22 protein-coding genes are annotated in these 18,745 nt (G+C 61.5%); 10 read left to right on the forward strand and 12 right to left on the reverse strand.

What is annotated here, in order from left to right; genetic code table 11:
- The first annotated feature begins 32 nt into the window (after positions 1-32).
- Positions 33-365 carry a hypothetical protein gene (locus J1G35_RS24905; protein ID WP_053134295.1) on the forward strand — a complete coding sequence of 111 codons (333 nt, stop codon included), beginning with the start codon at positions 33-35 and terminating at the stop codon, positions 363-365.
- Between the two features lie 49 nt (positions 366-414).
- Here the strand turns inward: J1G35_RS24905 and J1G35_RS24910 are convergent, their stop codons facing one another.
- Positions 415-1,161 carry a creatininase family protein gene (locus J1G35_RS24910; protein ID WP_053134292.1) on the reverse strand — a complete coding sequence of 249 codons (747 nt, stop codon included), beginning with the start codon at positions 1,159-1,161 and terminating at the stop codon, positions 415-417.
- 30 nt (positions 1,162-1,191) lie between these two features.
- On the reverse strand, positions 1,192-1,905 hold the full coding sequence (locus J1G35_RS24915) for a murein L,D-transpeptidase catalytic domain family protein (protein ID WP_053134289.1): 714 nt from the start codon (positions 1,903-1,905) through the stop codon (positions 1,192-1,194).
- Positions 1,906-1,944: 39 nt separating this feature from the next.
- On the opposite strand from J1G35_RS24915, the gene J1G35_RS24920 reads away from it, so the two are divergent.
- Positions 1,945-3,546 carry a L,D-transpeptidase family protein gene (locus J1G35_RS24920; protein WP_053134286.1) on the forward strand — a complete coding sequence of 534 codons (1,602 nt, stop codon included), beginning with the start codon at positions 1,945-1,947 and terminating at the stop codon, positions 3,544-3,546.
- Positions 3,547-3,569: 23 nt separating this feature from the next.
- Here J1G35_RS24920 and J1G35_RS24925 read toward each other — a convergent pair whose 3' ends face one another.
- From J1G35_RS24925 to J1G35_RS24935, 3 genes are all read right to left on the reverse strand, one after another.
- A complete protein-coding gene (locus tag J1G35_RS24925; protein WP_223016285.1) occupies positions 3,570-4,472 on the reverse strand; it encodes a hypothetical protein in 903 nt (300 codons plus the stop codon).
- Between the two features lie 60 nt (positions 4,473-4,532).
- Complete coding sequence (locus tag J1G35_RS31250) at positions 4,533-5,294, reverse strand: HNH endonuclease (RefSeq protein ID WP_223016286.1); 762 nt, start codon at positions 5,292-5,294, stop codon at positions 4,533-4,535.
- A gap of 109 nt (positions 5,295-5,403) precedes the next feature.
- Positions 5,404-5,940: an AAA family ATPase gene (locus J1G35_RS24935; RefSeq protein ID WP_223016287.1), complete on the reverse strand. Its 537-nt coding sequence runs from the start codon at positions 5,938-5,940 to the stop codon at positions 5,404-5,406.
- A 74-nt stretch (positions 5,941-6,014) separates the two neighbouring features.
- On the opposite strand from J1G35_RS24935, the gene dapF reads away from it, so the two are divergent.
- On the forward strand, positions 6,015-6,818 hold the full coding sequence (gene dapF, locus J1G35_RS24940) for a diaminopimelate epimerase (protein ID WP_053134271.1): 804 nt from the start codon (positions 6,015-6,017) through the stop codon (positions 6,816-6,818).
- On the opposite strand, the gene J1G35_RS24945 is transcribed toward dapF, so the two are convergent.
- Both J1G35_RS24945 and J1G35_RS24950 read right to left on the reverse strand, forming a co-directional pair.
- On the reverse strand, positions 6,806-7,948 hold the full coding sequence (locus J1G35_RS24945; RefSeq protein WP_053134268.1) for a PAS domain-containing sensor histidine kinase: 1,143 nt from the start codon (positions 7,946-7,948) through the stop codon (positions 6,806-6,808). The genes dapF and J1G35_RS24945 overlap by 13 nt on opposite strands.
- Entirely contained in the window at positions 7,938-8,753 is an 816-nt protein-coding gene (locus J1G35_RS24950) for an alpha/beta hydrolase (RefSeq protein WP_223016288.1), read from the reverse strand. The genes J1G35_RS24945 and J1G35_RS24950 overlap by 11 nt, the downstream gene beginning before the upstream one ends.
- 122 nt (positions 8,754-8,875) lie before the next feature.
- On the opposite strand from J1G35_RS24950, the gene J1G35_RS24955 reads away from it, so the two are divergent.
- Entirely contained in the window at positions 8,876-10,084 is a 1,209-nt protein-coding gene (locus tag J1G35_RS24955; RefSeq protein ID WP_053134262.1) for a YgcG family protein, read from the forward strand.
- A gap of 178 nt (positions 10,085-10,262) precedes the next feature.
- On the opposite strand, the gene J1G35_RS24960 is transcribed toward J1G35_RS24955, so the two are convergent.
- From J1G35_RS24960 to J1G35_RS24970, 3 genes are all read right to left on the reverse strand, one after another.
- Positions 10,263-10,688, reverse strand: coding sequence for a GNAT family N-acetyltransferase (locus tag J1G35_RS24960; protein ID WP_223016289.1), 426 nt, complete (start codon positions 10,686-10,688; stop codon positions 10,263-10,265).
- 18 nt (positions 10,689-10,706) lie between these two features.
- Entirely contained in the window at positions 10,707-11,198 is a 492-nt protein-coding gene (locus J1G35_RS24965) for a GNAT family N-acetyltransferase (RefSeq protein ID WP_223016290.1), read from the reverse strand.
- 477 nt (positions 11,199-11,675) lie between these two features.
- Complete coding sequence (locus tag J1G35_RS24970) at positions 11,676-12,161, reverse strand: HIT family protein (RefSeq protein WP_223016291.1); 486 nt, start codon at positions 12,159-12,161, stop codon at positions 11,676-11,678.
- A 140-nt stretch (positions 12,162-12,301) separates the two neighbouring features.
- Between J1G35_RS24970 and J1G35_RS24975 the strand changes: the two genes are divergently transcribed.
- A complete protein-coding gene (locus tag J1G35_RS24975; protein WP_223016292.1) occupies positions 12,302-12,631 on the forward strand; it encodes a DHCW motif cupin fold protein in 330 nt (109 codons plus the stop codon).
- 193 nt (positions 12,632-12,824) lie between these two features.
- Here J1G35_RS24975 and J1G35_RS24980 read toward each other — a convergent pair whose 3' ends face one another.
- A complete protein-coding gene (locus J1G35_RS24980; protein WP_053134245.1) occupies positions 12,825-13,292 on the reverse strand; it encodes a copper chaperone PCu(A)C in 468 nt (155 codons plus the stop codon).
- Positions 13,292-13,897, reverse strand: coding sequence for an SCO family protein (locus tag J1G35_RS24985; protein ID WP_024074981.1), 606 nt, complete (start codon positions 13,895-13,897; stop codon positions 13,292-13,294). Before J1G35_RS24985 ends, J1G35_RS24980 begins: the two co-directional genes overlap by 1 nt.
- Positions 13,898-14,078: 181 nt before the next feature.
- Between J1G35_RS24985 and J1G35_RS24990 the strand changes: the two genes are divergently transcribed.
- The 5 genes from J1G35_RS24990 (at position 14,079) to hemN (ending at position 18,369) form a co-directional block, all read left to right on the forward strand.
- Entirely contained in the window at positions 14,079-14,462 is a 384-nt protein-coding gene (locus tag J1G35_RS24990) for a DUF2946 domain-containing protein (protein ID WP_053134239.1), read from the forward strand.
- Between the two features lie 62 nt (positions 14,463-14,524).
- Entirely contained in the window at positions 14,525-15,070 is a 546-nt protein-coding gene (locus tag J1G35_RS24995; protein ID WP_223016293.1) for a putative natural product biosynthesis protein, read from the forward strand.
- Between the two features lie 86 nt (positions 15,071-15,156).
- Positions 15,157-15,600 carry a hypothetical protein gene (locus J1G35_RS25000; protein WP_223016294.1) on the forward strand — a complete coding sequence of 148 codons (444 nt, stop codon included), beginning with the start codon at positions 15,157-15,159 and terminating at the stop codon, positions 15,598-15,600.
- A 77-nt stretch (positions 15,601-15,677) separates the two neighbouring features.
- The gene (locus J1G35_RS25005; protein WP_223016295.1) at positions 15,678-16,997 is read left to right on the forward strand and encodes a coproporphyrinogen III oxidase; all 1,320 of its coding nucleotides are present in this window, start codon (positions 15,678-15,680) and stop codon (positions 16,995-16,997) included.
- Entirely contained in the window at positions 16,984-18,369 is a 1,386-nt protein-coding gene (gene hemN, locus J1G35_RS25010) for an oxygen-independent coproporphyrinogen III oxidase (protein ID WP_223016296.1), read from the forward strand. The genes J1G35_RS25005 and hemN overlap by 14 nt, the downstream gene beginning before the upstream one ends.
- The last annotated feature ends 376 nt before the right edge of the window (positions 18,370-18,745 follow it).

Consider the following 18,745-nt stretch of genomic DNA (forward strand, 5'->3'; position numbering starts at 1 on the left):
TGAACCTTTATTTTTATACTCAGGATTTTTTCATGCGCTCTTTTTTCGTACCGGCCGCGGCCCTGATGCTGGCCGGTTGTGTTTCCGCCCCCAACGACCCAACCTTGATCCTGCAAACCAGCAAGAGCCCGGAAGTCTATGTGCAATGCGTGCTCCCCAAGCTGGAAAAACACGGGATCACCTCCACCGTGACACAGAACTCGCGCCACGCCAGGCTGGTGTTGACCAGCAAGATTGCCGCCGATGATGTGCTGGAGGTCTACAAGGCCGGGGACGGTGGCAAGGTGTTCTTGTATGAGCGCAAACCGCTGGCGTCGACCATCACTCCGTCGCGGCTTGAACAGGTTGCGCAGGACTGCAGATAACCAATGTGGGAGGGGCTTGCCCCCTCCCACATTTATGTCTGCATAAAGCCTAAGGTCTGGCTTCGTTGCTGAAGCTGTTAACGGTTTTGACCAGCCCTTGAGCTGCCAATGCCACCAACTCCCCACCTTTCTCCACCGTCGCCAGCGCCGGGTCAGAGCCCATGCGGCCGTCGGGGAAGCGTGCGCGGAAGTCCAGGGCCTCACGGATCGGCCCGGTGTTGGCGATTTGCGGGGAGTAGTCGGCCGACTTGATCGCGTGCGGGTACGCCCACTGCGTCACCGCAATCTCCGAAGGCGTCGCATGGCTGCCATGGCCCACCGGGAATTGGCGGTGCGCCAGGTCAGTGACGCCTTCCAAGTCCCACCAGTTCACCAGCTTCAGCGCAAACCCGGCAGGGCGGCGGCCAAAGCTCGCCTCGGCGTACAGCTCGGAAAACGCCGCTTCAATCGTGGCGATATTGCCGCCGTGGCCGTTCAGAAACAGGATCTTGTCGAAACCATGCCCGGCCAGCGAGCGCACCCAGTCGCCAATCGCAGCGATAAAGGTGGAAGGGCGCAGGGAAATGGTGCCGGGAAAGCCCAGGTGATGCTGGGCCATGCCGATATTGAAGGTCGGACCGATGAGAATGTCGGCGTGCTTTTGCGCCTCATGGGCGATGATTTCCGGGCACATCCAGTCGGTGCCCAGCAGGCCGGTGGGGCCGTGTTGTTCGTTGGAGCCGATGGGGATCACCACCGTGCGGCTGCGTTCCAGGAACTGCCCGATCTCGATCCAGGTCGATTGATGTAGAAGCATGCGAAGCTCTCTTTTATCTGTGGGGACAGGCTAACCGCCACGGATTGTACGACTACTCGCCACCTGTTGGGGTTTGCAATTGAGGTACGTCGAGGACTTCAACCAGCGCTGGTCGGGGTACCACGAAAACATGAACTGCCCATCCTTGAGCTTGTCCACCACCTGGCGCGCCACCTGCGGACGCACGGCCGGGCAACCCTGGCTGCGGCCGATGCGGCCTTCGCGCTTGCTCCACAGCGGGCTGACGTAGTCGGCGGCGTGAATCACGATGGCGCGGTCGCGGGCCTGATCGTTGAACCCCGGCTCCAGGCCGTCCATGCGCAGCGAGTAGCCATGGGTGCCGAGGTAGCTTTCCTGGGTGCGGAACAGGCCCAGGCTGGATTGATGGCTGCCTTCCAGGTTTGAGAATTGGGTGGCGAAGTTTTCCCCGGATTTGGCGCCGTGGGCCACCAGGTCGCGCAGCACCAGGGTTTTCTTGCGTAAATCGAAGATCCACAGCCGACGGGCGGTTGAAGGCTGGGAATAATCAATCACGGCCAGGCGCTCGGAGCGTTCCTCGCCATTGTTGACAGCGCATTGCACCGCGTTCAGGGCGCTTTTGAGTACCGTGGGATTGAGTTCTGGAGCCGAGCGCGCCAGGCTGCTATACAAGGAAGGAGGGTTGCCATTGGCGGCGAGCGTAATAGTGCTCAGTAAAGCCAGGCCCACGGTGACCAAACCGAGGCGGCACATAAAAGTCAGCATCTACAGTACATCCCCCCACTGTGGATTGGAGCAAAGCTATTGTTCAAAAAACACGCATGTTACTTGAGCATTTGCCTGCTCGTTGCACCATTGGTCGCCGTAGCCGACGTGCTGCCGGTGGAACCGTTGCCGGTCACCACGCCGGCGCCGGTCGAACTGGCCCCGGTGCAACAGGCGCTGGCGCAACTGTCCAGTGTCTGTCCCGGCCTTGCGGCGCAGATAGACGCCGCCGCGCAATTGCGTCTGCAAGCGTTCTACCAGCAGCAGGGTAATGGGCCGCTGTGGTCCGCCGATGGGCGTCGTGAGGCACTGCACACCCAATTGCAGCTGCTTGCCGACGACGGCCTGGACCCCACCCACTATAGTCTGCCTGCGACGGATGCCACAGCCAATGTGCTGTGCAGCGACATCGACATCAGCCAGCACTACCTGCAAGCCCTGCAGGATCTGCATTACGGGCGTCTGCAGCAATCGCGCTTCGAACCGTTGTGGCATTCACAGCCGCCGACCCGTGATCCCAACACCGAAGTGCTCGCATTCGCTGCCCTCGGCCTGCGCGACATGGCCCAAGCCTTCGACCAGGCGCGACCCAGCGCCGATCTTTATCGCAGCCTGCGCAACGCCTATGCCAGCGTCCGCCTGCAACCCTTGCCGCATTGGGATCCGGTCGGCAGCGGCCCGTTATTGCGTCCCGGCATGGACGACCCGCGCGTCCCGGAACTGGCCCGTCGGCTCCACAGCGGTGGCTACCTGTCTGCAGAACCCAAGGGCGCTGGCAAACAATACGGTCCGGAACTGGTCACGGCGGTGAAGGCCTTCCAGCTCAGCCACTCCTTGCAGTCGGACGGTGTGATCGGCGCCGGCACCGTGGCCGAACTCAATATCAGCCCGGCCATGCGCCGCGAACAACTGCGCATCAACCTCGAGCGTTTCCGTTGGCTGGCCCAGGACTTGGAGCCCGAAGGCGTGCTGGTCAATGTGGCCGCCGCGCAACTGAGCGTGTACCAGAGCGGCATCCCGGTGTGGCAAACGCGCCTGCAAGTGGGCCGCGCCGAACGCCAGACGCCGCTACTCAAGTCACGCATCACCCGGCTGACCCTCAACCCCACTTGGACCATCCCGCCCACCATCATGCGTGAGGACAAACTCCCGGCTATCCGCCTCAACCCCGAATACCTGCGCCAGCAAAACCTGCAGGTGCTCGACGCCGAAGGCCACCCGCTGGCGCCGGAAAATATCGATTGGGCGCGCCCCGGCAACATCCTGCTGCGCCAGGAAGCCGGCCCGCGCAACCCGCTGGGCAAGATCGTGATGCGCTTTCCCAACCCCTACTCGGTGTACCTGCACGACACCCCCAGCCAACCGCTGTTCACCAAAGGCCCACGGGCCTTCAGTTCGGGTTGCGTGAGGGTTGAACAACCGTTGCTGCTGCGCGACCTGCTGGTCAGCCCGGCCGAACGCGCGCGCACCGATGAACTGCTCGCCACCGGCGTGACCCATGAATTCAGGCTGGCCACCCCGGTACCGGTGCTGTTGGGCTACTGGACGGTGCAGGTCGATGGCCAGGGTGACCTGGTGTATGCGCCGGATATTTATGGGCGCGATCTGGTGTTGATGAAGGCGATGGGGAGTGTGCTGTGAGCGTCACTGTATGGGAGTACCGATCACTCGTCTGTGTTGTTAATGAAACACCTGCGTGATGCGTCTACGAGTTTTCCAAAGCTAGTATTTTCAAGGGAGATGTCTTCCCTGGGGGTGGAAAACGCAAACGAAATCCCACCAAAAAATATGACTTGGGTGAACAGTTGATCATCGTCCAGGGACGTCATGAATAAGTGTTGGTGCCTACTCATTGGCGGGTCAAATTTGTAGTGGTCTGCCGGCAGGTTTCTTAAGAGTAGCCCAGTCTCCTCTAATGCTTTGTTGGTGTTGGCTTCAATGGCGGCTCTGAAGATACGACCGCTTTTTGAGTTTATCGCGTGATCACCAAAAGCTTTAACTGTTAGCAGGTAGGCGGTTTTTATTGCCTCTCGGCGTAAGAGTAAAAGGTCGCTGGTAAAGGACATATTTTGGTTAAGAGTGTGCTGTTCGATGATCATGCCTTCCGGCGGCAGCTCCCGATTTTTTGCCGCCAAGCCTTGTATTAACCGATCGGCTTCTAAAAAAGCACCGTCTGCAAAGCCTCTGACGCCAAGTGTTTTTTTCGTGACTTTGTCCTTTATTACGGGGTTTCGGTGTTTCAGCGTGACAGTGTTTTTATTGACGTTGGCTGTGAATTTTTCTCCTGATTGAGTGGTGCCTTCAAGAGTGCTTTCAACCACACCCGACCGCGTTTTTATCTCGGTTATCATGCATAGGAATTTTACCAGCGGGTCGTTGGTTACGGGCGCGTCGACTAGTGTATTCAAACGATCATTCTCGGAAAGTGAAGCCTCTACCGAGAATGATTCCGGGGCGCCCAATGCAACGGGAAACACATGTTCTTTATTCGTCGGGTGGATGGACGTTAAAGGCTTGGCAAGATAGGGGCAGAGTGTATTGGTAAGGCCATTTTCAATTATGTTCATACGGCTCCATTTTAGGGGGGTTGAGCACTATGGATTTACCTGTCGTGCCGGTCTTGCCGGCTAGCGGCGCAAGACGTTTACAAATTCTATTTCGCTTTTTAATTCATCGATGCTGATATTTCCGCTTCGATGCAGCATGGCATGACAGTTGGGACATACCGGACGTAGATCGTTTACGGGGTTCAATTCGTATTCGCCGCCGATTTCACTCAGGGGCGTTAGGTGGTGCACGTGGGTGAAGCTTTTGCCACGCGCGCCATAAACGTATTCAAAGTCAAAGTTGCACACCGAGCACTTTACGCCGTGCGCCTTGATACAAGCATCACGTGCTGCTGAGCTGCGCTCATACGCGTTGACTGTGATGCTCTTTCTTGCGCCCTCGACCACCGTATCCGGAATTTCTTCAGGCAGTGGGAAGGTATCCTCTAAGGTTATGCCACGCCGTTCAAGTTCGGCCCCCCAGTTTATTTCGCATGCGCGTCTTATCTGCTCTCGTTGCCAGATGTAATCGAGGTCCTCACGGCCGTGAAACGTAAAGTAGGTCGGAGACGGCATACCTCGACGTTCCAGCTCGGGGGAGTTGAGTTTGTTAATGATGACTCCCGTTATCGCCGGTAGCTGGTTGTCAAATAGCCATTTTGCCAATCCCCCCATCGCATGAAAGTTCAAGCTGTCCCCGAGCGTTCGTCCGTCATGCGGTAGACCCAGTTCAGCGTGAACCTGCGAGTAGGGAAGGTGCGTTCGTGGATCGTTTGCGTTGATTTTTCCTGCTCTGAAATGCGAGATCAGATAATTCAGCAGCTTGATTTCATTCTCTGTCACGGGCGTTCTCGGTAGGGGATGTTATCTAAGTGAATTGCCTCGACGGCAATTAACGATACGGCAAACGCTTTTTGGGTAGTAGCTATGTGCCATTGTTTTTGTCGAGGGATCAGCAAGCTGGGGCACGGGACACCAGAAAAGAGTACTTTGACGCGAGAAAGTCGGTGATCGCCAACACCGCATCAGTTGCAGACATTAGTGACGTATCGATACTGAATGGCCTACTGCTCCACACTTCATAGTCGTGATTCAGCACCGACTTCCAAGAGGGTGGGATCATTCCTGAAATATCCCCCTCACGGGTTTCGATCCGACGCTGGTGTTCCCGCGTATCAGAGCAAAACACCTGGATATTGGCCAACGCCACGCCTGCCATTGCGGCGGTTTCTTGCCACGCTGCCCGGCTTTCCTCGACCGGGTTCACGCAATCGGCCACCACCCTACGGCCCAACTGCAAGTTACTCAGCGCCAGCGCATTCGCCACGCCGTAACCGCTGGCACCGACATCACCCGCCAATACGCCAGCGTCGCGAATCGCCTGCTCGATCACATCGATGCGCAGGTAAACCGCACCGGTCTGGCGCGCCAACTCGCGGGCAATCGTGGTTTTGCCGGTGCCGGGCAGGCCGCTGAAGACGATAAGCATGCTTGACTCTCGATAAGGTAGGGGCGGTTCAGGGTATCCTCCAGTTCCCCCACCGGTCGACCCCAGGACAGCCCATGACCTTGCCGTTCACAAAAATGCACGCCCACGGCGACGATTTCATCATCATCGACCGCCGTGGCCTGGACGACCCTGTCACCCCCGAGGTCGCGCGCCAACTGGGCAATCGCCACACCGGCATCGGTTTCAATCAATTGGCCGTGGTGCTCGACTGCGAAGACGCCGCCGCGCGCGTCAAATTCTGGAACCCCAACGGCACGCCGCTCGCAACCTGCGGCAGCGCCACGCGCGGGGTGGCCGACCGCTTGATGCATGAAACCCGCAGCGATTCGGTTGTGCTGCGCACCGACCGGGGCCTGCTGACCTGCGTGCGGGTAGCGGATCGCCAAGTGTCGGTCAACATGGGCGAGCCGTCGCTGGACTGGGCGGCGGTGCCGCTGGCCGAGGCCATGGATACGTGTACGTTACCGCTGGCGGGCAATCCGGCGGCGTGCAGCATGGGCAACCCCCATTGCACGTTTTTCGTGGAGGACATTGCCGCCATCGATGTGGCCGCTGTCGGTCCGGCCCTGGAAATTCACCCGTTATTCCCGGCCAAGACCAATGTGCATTTTGTGCAGGTGCTCGACCGTGGGCATATCCGCCTGCGCATCTGGGAACGTGGCGGCGGCGTGCCGTTGGGGTCCGGTTCGTGTTGCTGCGGCGCGGTGGTCAATGGCATCCGGCGCGGTTTGCTGGATGCCACGGTGCAGGTGCAGTGCGACGGCGGTACGGTCACGGTGTGTTGGGACGGGCAGGGCGGTGTGGTCTTGACCGGCAGTGTGGAGCCGGTGATGCAGGGCAGCGCCTACCTGCCCTGAAATGTCACCGTAAAGCAGGTGCCGTTGGTGGCGCAGGAACTCACCGCTACATCGCCGCCATGCACCTTGGCCAACTCCCGCACGATATACAGGCCCAGGCCCACACTGCGCACGTCGCTGCCCTGGTCGGTGCCACGGGTCATGGGCTCGAACAGCCCGTCCAGCAGCGCTTCGGGGATCGCCGTGCCGTGGTTGTGCACCGACACTGCGCAAGCGCCATCCCCCAGGCGCGAGGTAATGGTGATTGGCCGTTGCAGGTCGCCATACGCCACGCTGTTGGCGACCAGGTTGCCGATGATTTGCTGCACACGGTCGGCATCAAGGTTCGCGTCGCCATGGCCTTCGGCGTGATGCTCCAAGGTTGCAGCGGGGAATGCGACACGCAGCTCATCCACCGCGCGATGAATCACCCCGTGCAGGTCCAGTGGTGCCGCCTTGATGGTGATGCCATGGCCGACCCGCGCCTGGGTGAAGTCCAACAGATCGGCGATCATGCGTTGCGCGCGCTCTGACGACTGGCCGATATGCCCGAGCAGTTGGCGCTCCTTGGCCGTGCGCTCGCCACGGCTGAGAAAGTCCGACGCCATGCGGATCGCCGTGAGCGGATTTTTCAGGTCATGACTGACAATCGCGACCATCTGCTCGGCAAATAGGGCGCGCCGCTGAGCGATGGCATAGGCCTCGTTCAGATCGGCCTGGGCTTGTTGCAGCGCAACTTCGGTGGCGGTTTTTTCCTGCAACAGCGCTTCGGCCAGGTTGCGCGCGTTGAGCAGCTCGCGTTCGTACTTGTCGCGGTCGGTGGTGCCGAACAGCGCCAGGTCATACACCACGGCATCGGCGTGCTCACGTTTGTTGCCGTTGAGCAGGACGGTCAGCTTTTGCCCGTCGCGGTGCAGCATGTCCAGTTTCACTTCGGTGACGCTGCCGTGCATGCGCAGCATCGGCGCCAGGTGGGTCTGGTGGAAAATTCGCCCGCCGATGGTCAACAAGTCCTGGAAGCGCCGGCCACACAGCTCGGCGACACTGAACCCCAACCACTCGCTGAAGCGCGCGTTGGCCTGCAGGATCGTGCCGTCTTCGCTGGCGACGGCCAGGGCGCAGGCGGCGTTGTCGAACAATTCAGCCGGCACAGGCAATCGCCCATGGCGCGAGGAAATCCTGCATGGCTGCCGCACAAGCCTGCGGTGCGCTCATGTGCGGGCAATGGCCGACGTTGTCCACCAGGCAATAGGTGCTGTTGGGCAGCACGCTGTGCAGGTATTCACCCACGACTACGGGGGCGATCAGGTCGTCACTTGATTGCAGGATCAGCACCGGGGTCGTCAGGCCGATCACGTCCTGGCGGTTGTCCGACAGAAAGGTTACCCGCGCGAACTGCTTGGCGATGTCCGGCTCGGTGCGGCAGAAACTGTCGCTGAGGGTTTCGCTCAATGCCGGTTGCTCGGGCGCGCCCATGATCACCGGGGCCATGGCGCTGGACCAGCCGAGGTAGTTGCTGTCGAGGGTGTCGAGCAGGTCGTCGATGTCGGCGCGTTTGAAGCCGCCCACGTAGCCGTCGGCGTCGATATAGCGCGGCGACGGGCCGATCATCACATGGGCTGCAACACGGCCAGGGACCAGGCGGTCGGCGAGGGTGCCGATCATCGCACTGACCGAGTGCCCGACCAGAATCACCGGGCCCTCGGCAAAGGCATCGATGATCTCGTTCAAGTCGCGGGCATAGCCGTCCAGCGCACTGTACTTGGCCTTGTCGAAGGCGCCGAGGTCGGAAAGACCGGCGCCCACCAGGTCATACAGCACCACGCGAAAGCGTTTCAGAAACTGCGGCGCCAGGTCGTTCCACATCGCCTGGTTGCAGCCAAAGCCATGGGAAAACACCAGGGTCGCGGTGCCGTCGCCCAGGACGTTAACGTTGTTGCGGTGACGTAGGTCCATGGGCTTCTCGGTTATGGCGTTTTGCTATGAATGCGCGCAGTTTAGCATCGCGCGTGATCACGCGTTATAGCTTGGATAAGGTAAAGTCGACACCTTCAGGAAGAAACTTCAGGTAACAAAACATGATGCGGTGGTTGCGGCAATCCGTCTTGAGTCTGCTGGTGTTGATGTCTACCGGCCTGTTTATCGTGGCCCAGGCGGACACCTCGCCCATCGGCGTGGCCCTTGACCAGCGGGTCATCGATCTCACCAACACCCTCGATGCCGACACCACCACCCGTCTGAAAGACCAACTCGCCGCCCTTGAGCAACGCAAAGGCGCCCAGGTGGCAGTGTTGCTGGTGCCCACCACCCGTGGCGCCAGCATCGAGGACTACGCCAACCAACTGTTCCGCGCCTGGAAACTGGGGCGCAAGGACGTCAACGACGGCATCCTGCTGGTGGTGGCCAAGGACGACCGCAAGGTGCGCATCGAGGTGGGCTATGGCCTGGAGGGCACGGTGACCGACCTGCTGGCCCATCGGATTATCGAAGAGCACATCACCCCGGCGTTTCGCCAGGGCGACTATGCCGGTGGTGTGGCCCAGGGTGTGAATGATCTGGTGGTGCTGGTGGACGGTGGTGACTTGCCCCAAGTCGCCAAGCCAGACCTTAACCCCCAGATCATCGCGCTGTTGCTGGCATTTATCGCGGGCGCCATCGGCGGCGTACTGCTTGCCGCCGGCAAGCTGCACTGGCGCCGTGCCTTGATCGCCGCAGTGGCGGTTACTGTGCTGCTGGCGGTTTTTGGTGGCGGCCGCGACGGGTTGATGTTCCTGCTGGTGATACCGCTGGTCATGCTGATCGGCGGCGCGATATTCGGTGCATTGTGGCTGGCGCGCGCGGTGTTTTATTGCGTTATTGGGCTGCTGGTTTACATCCTGGGGTTGGTCGTGGTGAATCATCGGTACGCCGACGTCGACTTTATCTATTGGCTGGCGTATCCCCTGGGCGCGTTGCTGGTGCTGGGGTTGTACCTGGTCCTGTTCGCGGTCATGAGGATGGCGTGGCAGCAAAGTCGCGTGGGATTTATCGCGCGGTTGCTGGCGGCGGTGGCGGTGTATGTGGCGGCGGGAATGTTGATGGAGCTTGGGCGCAACAGCTGGTTGTTTGCATTCCCTATCGCGTCGTTTGCGGCGCTGTTTATCTTCATCAAGACCAGCGGCGGGTCGGGGTCGAGTTCGGACTCAGGTTCAAGCTCGAGCTCAGATTCAAGCTCAAGCTCAGACTCCAGCAGCTCTTCCGGCGGCGGTGGTTCCAGCGGTGGCGGCGGGGCTTCGGGGAGCTGGTGACGGCGGGCTTTTTGGAGAGGGGGCAAGCCCTAATGCCCGTCAGTTAAGCTTACATCGCCTCCTGTAGGAGCGAGCTTGCTCGCGAAAAACGTCAACGATAACGCGTGCTTGCTGAATGAACGCGGCGCCTGTGAGTTTTTCGCGAGCAAGCTCGCTCCTACAAAAAGCCTTGTCTCGTTTACAGCCGCTTAGACAGAAACACGCGGCTGCTGTCCTGCGGCGCACAGGGTATTTCCCCGAACCGCACCCAGCCGTACTTCTCGTAAAAACCCGGGGCCTGGAAACTGAGGGTGTACAGCACGGCATTCAGGCAACCCCGGCGTCGGGCTTCATCCTCAAAGGCTTGCAGCAACCGGCTGCCCAGGCCTGTGCCGCGCAGGTTCTCGGGCAGGTGGAACAGATCGAGAAAGGCCATGCCCAGTGTGGTTTTGCCGGTGATGCCACCGACGATCTGCCGGGTGTCGGGGTCTTTGATCAATACCGTCAGTGGCAGGCGGTCGTTGTAGCCGGCGATACCTTCGTTGAACGCCGCGAGGCCGTTGCCGAGAATGCGCTCGGCGTCAGGGTTGGGTTGGTCGCTGATTTCTATAAGCGCTGCGGTCATCGCAAAACCCTCCGTTGGTTAAAGCGTCATCAGCATTTCATGCCACGCCATGCCGCCATGATCCGAGGGTGAAGGGCGCACATAGGTGTAGCCCATGCGGGTGTACAACGGCACATGCTGTTCCTTGCACATCAGGTGAATCGTGCGCTTGCCCATCGCGCGCATGCGCTGCACGAACTCGGTCATCAGCACCTTGGAATACCCCTTGCCCTGATGCACCGGGTCGACCACCACCGACATGATCACCACATTCGGCGCATCGGCCGAATGCCCCACCAGTTCCTTGAACGCCTCGTCCGACATCACCACTTCATGGGCGCAGCCGCCGTTGATAAAACCCACCACCTCGCCATCGGCTTCCAGGATCAAAAAGCCTTGCGGGTATAGCGCAATGCGCGTGGCGATCTTTTCCAGGGTCGCGGCTTCGTCGCCCTCGTAGGCGGTGATTTCAATCGCGTAGCAACGGGCAGCGTCGGCGGGGAGGGCGTTGCGTAAGGTGAGGGCGGGCATGGGCGTTTCCTGGGACGTTGAGCGAAAGGCCACATCATAACGGCCTCGCTGGGACTCTGCGCTGAACACAGAACAAAATGTGGGAGGGGGCTTGCACCCAATGCCGGTCAGTTAAGGGACAGAACGGGCAACCAGTCACCTGTGGCGAGCGGGCTTGCCCCGCGTTGGGCTGCGCAGCAGCCCCAAAACCAGGTGCAGTGGAGTGCCTGATACACCCCCTTCCTCTTCATCAGAGGCGCTTCGCCCCCCAACGCGGTCGGTGCGACGATTCGACAAGCCCGCTCGCCACAGATTTACCACTCGCCGTCGGGGTTGCAGTTGGCGTGTATTCCGATGAAAAAACCGCTGCCGCGCTGACGCACCGACTGTAGGAGCCGGCTTGCCGGCGAAAAGCCCGAGGGCAATGCGCTTATTCAGAATGGCCGCGTCATCGTTGACGATTTTCGCTGGCAAGCCAGCTCCTACAGGGGGGCTTGTTCAGTGGAGAAAGTGGCTTCGCAAGGTTTCGATCACCTGGCCAACCGACGGCCCGTGGACCGGTGGATGCATCAGGCTTTCACCAAACTCCCGCCACACAAACAGCGTCAGTTCCGCGCCATCGGTGAGCGTTTTTGCCAGGTCCTGCGAACCCAAACCCTGCAACCGCCGATAACGCTCATCCCGCCAGAATGCTTCCTCCACCCAGTCATACACCGGGATGAAATGAAAGTGCAGCGGGAACCCCGGCATATGCCCATAGCGGCTGATATACAACCACTTGGGCTTGAGTTGCGCGTCCATGACCCGCTGGGTTTTCGCCAGCAGTCCACCCAGTTCGGCCAACGCTGCCTCCGGCATATCGGCGAGGGAGTCAATCGGCGCCTTGGCACCCAGCATCAGGTAACCCGGCAGCTTCGAAGCCAGGTGATGGTTGAGCAGCCAGTGCTCGGTCTCAAGCAGGATGTAGGCGGGGTCGATCTGCATCAGCACGCGTCCTTGGGAGCAAGGTGGGCAGGATAACAAGCACGCTCGCCTGTATCCCACAAAACCACGCGATCTGTGTCTATCGCGCGCGTTGTCAGGTCGATAGCCTCACGCCACGTTAACTGACGACCGAGCACACCATGGAACTCACTGCTGTCCCGTTTGGCATCACCGACTGGTCCACCGTCGAACCCGAGCTTCACCCCGGCGTCAGCGGCAGTGCCTCATGGCGCACCTGCCACTTCGGCACCACCCGCGTGCGTAGGGTCGATTACAGCCCCGGCTACCTGGCCGATCATTGGTGCAAGCGCGGGCATGTGCTGCTGTGTCTGGAAGGCGAGTTGCAGACGGAGTTGGAAGACGGCCGCCGGTTCACGCTGACGGCGGGGATGAGTTACCAGGTGGGCAATGACATGGAGGCGCATCGTTCCTCGACGAGCGTCGGGGCGACGCTATTTATCGTGGATTGAGGAGTGATCTTTGTGGCGAGCGGGCTTGTCCCGCGTTGGGCTGCGAAGCAGCCCTGAAACCTGCCGACGAGGTCTGTTTGAAGGAACTTCATGATCTTATTGGGGCTGCTTCGCAGCCCAACGCGGGACAAGCCCGCTCGCCACAAAAACAGAAACAGCCACAGAAACAGGCACAACCCCCCAATCCGCTGCATCAATGCATCTTGCTATGGTCCATGCCATCCAGCCCACGCGCCTTGGCCTGAACCTCAACGGTCTGCTTCTCGCCCTTGGCGTTCTCCACGGTCAACGTCAGCGGCACCTGGTCGCCTTCCTTGATCTGACCGGTCAGGCCCATCAGCATCACGTGATAACCGTCCGGGTCGAGCTTGACCGCCTTGCCCGCCGGCAGGGCCACCGAGTCCACCGGGCCCATGCGCATCACGTCGTCCTTCATGCTCATCTCATGGATCTGCACGTCCTTGGCGACCGGCGAGGCCACGCTGAGCAGCTTGCTGTCGCTGTCGGCGGTCACGGTCATGAACGCGCCGCTGGACGGTTGGCCCGGCACCGAGGCGCGCACCCAGGCGTCGGTCACTTGCACCTGGGCGCTGGCGTGGGCGGCGAAACCCAGCAGGGCGAGGCTGAGGGTGAAGCGCTTGAGGTGTTGAACGGCAGTCATTAGCAGACCTCCATGACGGTGAGCAGGTCTTCTGCGCACTCTTTAGCGGTAAGGGATGCCTGCAACCCCAGGCGCAGGTTGCCACGGGTGTCGAAGACAAAACTGGTGGCCGTGTGGGACAGGGTGTAGGTGTCGCCGGCGGGGATCTTTTCATAAAAGATCCCGAACTCCTTGGCGGCCACGGCGATTTCTTCCGGGGTGCCGTACAGCGCTTCAAAGCTGGGGTCGAAGGCCTTGACGTACTTGTCGAGAATCTCCGGCGTGTCGCGTTCCGGGTCCAGAGTGATAAAGATCACCTGCATGATCTCGCCGTCACGGCCCATCAGCTTCTTGGCCTGGGCGGCGCGGGCGAGGGTGGTCGGGCACACGGCCGGGCACTGGGTGAAACCGAAGAACACCACCGGCATCAGGCCACGGTAGGAACTGAGGGTGACAGTGTCGCCCTCGGTGTTCTTGAGCTTGAAGGTGCGGCCCATGATCTTGTCGCTCAAGTCCTTGCCGTACTTGAAGTTCAATTTCGGGCTGTTGTCACAACCGGCCAGCAGGCCCAGACCCAACAGGCCCATGCCGGTCAGGACCTTGCGGCGGGTGAATAACGTACTCATCAACTGTGCATCCTGTGAAACGCCCGCATTGCGCGAAATCAACTCGGCAGGCTTTGAAAAGGAGTAAAGAAGGAGGGCGCCAAGTCTACCAACCCTGGCCAGTCCGCGTAATCTGCGACGTTCTGCCACAGGGGCACGCCGCGCTTCATCCTTTTGCGGCTCTGATGGTAGAGTCGCCGCCATGAAATTGAGCCACCCCGACCGTTCCCTGATCGTCTGGACCCTGTACTTCTGCGTGCTGATGAACCTGTTCGTGTGCGGTTTGGGCCATGGCCAGATGATGGGCCAGCAGCTCAACGGGATCGGTGGCGCGTTCTGCGCGGTGGATGGCAAACAGGCGCCACTTTCCGACAAAGGGCTGGGCGCGCCGTCTTCCAGCAACATCTCGAACTACTTTGCCTGCCCGGTGTGCAACGCCTTGACCGTTGCGCTGGTGTTCCTGATCGGCCTGGCCTGGCTGTTAGGCCTGGGGCAAACCCCGCGCCCGGCCCATGAACGGCGCAACAAGGCACCGCCGCGTTATTCCTGGCCCTCGGCCAACCCCCGCGCATCCCCCGCATTCTGACGTGTGCCTTGGGCCCCCTGTGACCAGGGGGCGTTCTATCGTCACGACTGTGAGTGCGCTTTATGAACCATCACTTGCCTGCAGGCGCCAGCCGCCTGGTCAGCCAGGCGGCCCGTCGCCCGCGCGCGGAACCGGCACGCCCGGACTACCCCAGCAATGCCCGCTGCTTTGTGCACCTGGATGCGCGCCTGTTGCCGTATTGGCACACCCTGTTCGATGTCTGCCCGATGCTGCTCAAGCTCGACCCGCCCGAAGGCCTGAACCTGTTTCGCAGCTTTATGACCTGGGCCTATCGCAACCGCCCGGCCCAGGACTGGACGTATCACTTGAGCGTCTGTCGTTGGCTGCTGGGCTCGGCGTATCGCGCGCAGATTGGCGACGAGCCCATCGAGGCCTTCATGGCCGCCGCCGCAGCGCGCTGGATCAGTACCGATCAGAGCCCTGCGCTGGGCATCGTCCTGGCGTGGCGCGGGTCGAAGGTGTTCGATTGGAAGGACGCTCGGTTCGCGGCTGCCGAACAACAGGTGCTGCCCGCTCCAGCGTGGGAGTTTGCCTGGAGCCCGCTGACGCACCTGGGCGAATTCAACCGCTGGTTGCCGCTGCCGTGAACCGCGCTTGATCGGCATCAAGGCCACGGCCTGCGCAAGTCCGCACACTGAGGGTCCTCACTGGCCGGTCCCTCTGCGAGGCCTCCATGCTCTACCTCCTGTTGCTATTGGCCCACCTGTTCGCCGCGCTGATCTTTATCGGCACGGTGTTTTTCGAGGTGCTGATCCTGGGGCACCTGCACCAGCACTTGCCGATTCGGGTGATGGTGCTGGTGGAGCAGGGCGTCGGCCGGCGCGCCCGGGTAGTGATGCCGTGGGTGTTGCTGGTGCTGTTCGGCGCCGGGCTCGGCATGGTCTGGCTGCGTTACCTGCCGGCGTTGGCGGCACCGTTGGCGTCCTCGTTCGGCACGTTGCTGGGCCTCAAGTTGATCCTGGCCGCCAGCGTGTTGCTGCACTTTCTGGTGACCATGGCGCGGATGAGCTGGGGCAAGGTCAGCGCGCGCTATAGCCGCTTCATTCACCTGAGCCTGTTCGCGCACATGGTCGCCATTGTGTTGCTGGCCAAGGGCATGTTTTACCTCAGCTGGTAACGACCTTGATGCATATCAAGGTGCGCCGACCAGTCGCACCGGACAATGCACCACCGCCGCCCGCTCCGGAGTCCGCCATGCGCACCCATCTTCATCCCACCCGCTTTCGTCAGGGCCAGGGCGTGCTGGACCTGGCCTGCGATGCGGACACGCGCCGCTTCCATGGCGGTGTCGGTTCCCTCGACCTGTTGCGTGCCCTGCGCGACAGTCGGCAGCGCCAGCGGCCCCTGGCGTTGAACCTGCAGTGGCCGGCGGTTGATGGCGGCGCCGACTACCTGCGCAGCCTCACCGAGGAAATCCAGTTGATCGGCTGCCAGCTCGGTCCGCGCCAGCCGGTCGAACACTTTCACCTGCGCGGCACCACGCCGACCATCGAGCAGGTGTGTACGTTGCTGGAACACCTGCACAGCCGCTTCAACTTCCTCGACCACGACCGCGGCGACTACCGTATCGACCTCGACCCCTGGCACACCGACTGGGCCACCATGGGCCTGCTGCGCGACCAGGGCTTCAACCATGCCAGCATCGGCGTGCCCGACGTCAGTCGCGAGGGACCGCTGTGCCAGGCGCGCTACCAGGACCCGGCGCCTATCGAATCGCTGGTGGATGCGGCGCGCACCTTTGGCTTTCGCTCGGTGAACATCGACCTCGGCTACGGCCATGCCTGGCAGACGCCGGCCAGTTTCGAGCTGAAACTGGCCAGCCTGATCGCCCTGGAGCCCGACCGCCTGCAACTGTTCGATTACGCCCAGCCACCGGTGCGCTACCAGGGCCGGCAACCCCAGGCGTTTTGCAGCGCGGCGGATAAGATCGTCATGCGCCGCAGCGGCTTTGAACACCTCACCGCCGCCGGGTATCACTACATCGGCCTGGGCCAGTTCGCCCGCGCCGACGATGACCTCAAACAGGCCCAGGAGCGCGGTCGCCTCAGCCGTAACTGCGAAGGCTTTACCCTGCACGGTTACTGCGACCACATCGGCTTCGGCCTGGGCGCCATCAGCCAGATCGACACATTGTGCGCGCAGAACACGGCGGTTCTGCCGCACTACCGTGAGCAGCTGGCCAGTGGTCAACCGGCCACGTGCCGAGGCTGGTTTCGCGAGGCGGCCGACCCGGTGCGCCTGCATGTCGCCGAACGCCTGGCCTGTGACCTGGAACTGAATATCCAGGCCGTGGAGCGCCGTTACGGCCTGGTGTTCAGGCGTTATTTCGCCAACCTTTGGCCGCTGCTGGAGGCGTTGCACCGCGACGGTCTGCTCGAGTTGTCGCCTACGTTTATCTGGCTGCTGCCTGCGGGCCTGCCCCAGGTGGATGGCATCTGCGCATTGTTCGAACGGGCGGTGCTCGCCACCCCCGTCAGCGCCAACGACGAGGTGATCGACCATGACGGCGTTTGAATTCGACCGTGCCCTGGTGCACAAATACGACCGCCCGGGGCCGCGCTACACCTCGTACCCGACCGCGCCGCAGTTCAACAGCGCGTTTGCCCTGGACGACTATCACCAGGCCGTGCGCGCCAGTCACCAGCTCACCGCGCCCAAGGCGTTGTCGGTGTATATCCACATTCCGTTCTGCCAGAGCCTTTGCTACTACTGCGGCTGCCATAAGATCATCACCCGCAAGACCCACCGCGCCGTCGAGTATGTGGCGTACCTCAAGCGCGAGATCCAGATGCAGGGCGCGCTGTTCGAGCGCTCGCGACGCCTGACCCAATTGCACCTTGGCGGCGGCACACCGACGTATCTGGACGACGCGCAACTGGCCGAACTGATGGCCTGCCTGGCGGACAACTTCAGCCTGGATGACAGCAACGCCCATGAGTTCTCCATCGAGGTCGACCCGCGCACCATCAGCGTCGAACGCATCAACACCCTGCGCCGGCTGGGCTTCAATCGCCTGAGCTTCGGCGTGCAGGACTTCGACCCCGACGTCCAGGCCGCCGTCAATCGCCAGCAAAGCGAAACGCAGATCCTGCAACTGGTGGCAGCGGCCCGCGAGGCACGCTTCAAGTCGGTGAGTGTTGACCTGATCTACGGCCTGCCCCTGCAAACCGTGGCCAGCTTCGACGTGACCTTGAGCAAGCTGATCGCCCTGCGGCCCGACCGCGTGGCCGCCTACAGCTACGCACACTTGCCGAGCCAGATCCGCGCCCAGCGCATGATCCGTCCCGAAGACATGCCACCGCCGGCACGCAAGCTGGAACTGCTGGAACTGACCATCCGCCGCCTCACCGAGGCCGGGTATGTCTACATCGGCATGGACCATTTCGCCCTGCCCGAAGATGAGCTGGCACTGGCGCGCGTCAATGGCAGCCTGCAACGTAACTTCCAGGGCTACTCCACCCATGCCGATTGCGACCTGATTGGCCTGGGCGTATCGGCCATCGGCAAGGTCGGCGACAGCTACAGCCAGAGCGTCAAGGAGCTGTCCCAGTACTACGCGCGCATCGATGCGGGCATGTTGCCGGTGCAACGCGGTTACCGGCTCAACCCCGATGACGTACTGCGCCGCGAGGTGATCAACGGCCTGATGTGCGACGGCCGCGTCGATGTCGTCCAGGTCGAAGCGGCCCACGGTATTCGTTTCAACGACTATTTTGCCGAAGCGTTGACGCAGTTGGACGAGCAAGTGGCGGACGGGCTGTTGCTGGTCCGGGACGACGCACTGCAACTGCTGCCCAAGGGCCAACTGATGGTGCGCAGCGTGGCCATGGCCTTCGACGCCTACCTGGGCGGCGCCCACAAAGGCCAATTCTCCCGCACCGTCTGACCGAGCACGCACCCCGATAGCAGTGTGTCAGCCAACACCTCTATCAACTGTGCCGCCGCCATCGAAGCCTCGCTGAAGCTCGACATCTCCCACAGGGGATCAGCGGTGCCCACGAGATCTACAGCCGGGCAACTTCCCACCTGCCAACCGAGCTCAAATGTGGGAGGGGGCTTGCTCCCGATGGCGGTGGGTCAGCCAACACCTCTACTAAGCATGCCGCCGCCATCGAAGCCTCGCTAAAGCTCGACATCTCTCACAGGGGATCAGCGGTGCCCACGAGATCTAGAGCCGGGCAACTTCCCACCTGCCAACCGAGCTCAAATGTGGGAGGGGCGGTGCGACGATTCGACTTGCTCCCGATAGCGGTGGGTCAGCC

The organism is Pseudomonas sp. SH10-3B (assembly GCF_019891415.1).
GTDB lineage: Bacteria > Pseudomonadota > Gammaproteobacteria > Pseudomonadales > Pseudomonadaceae > Aquipseudomonas.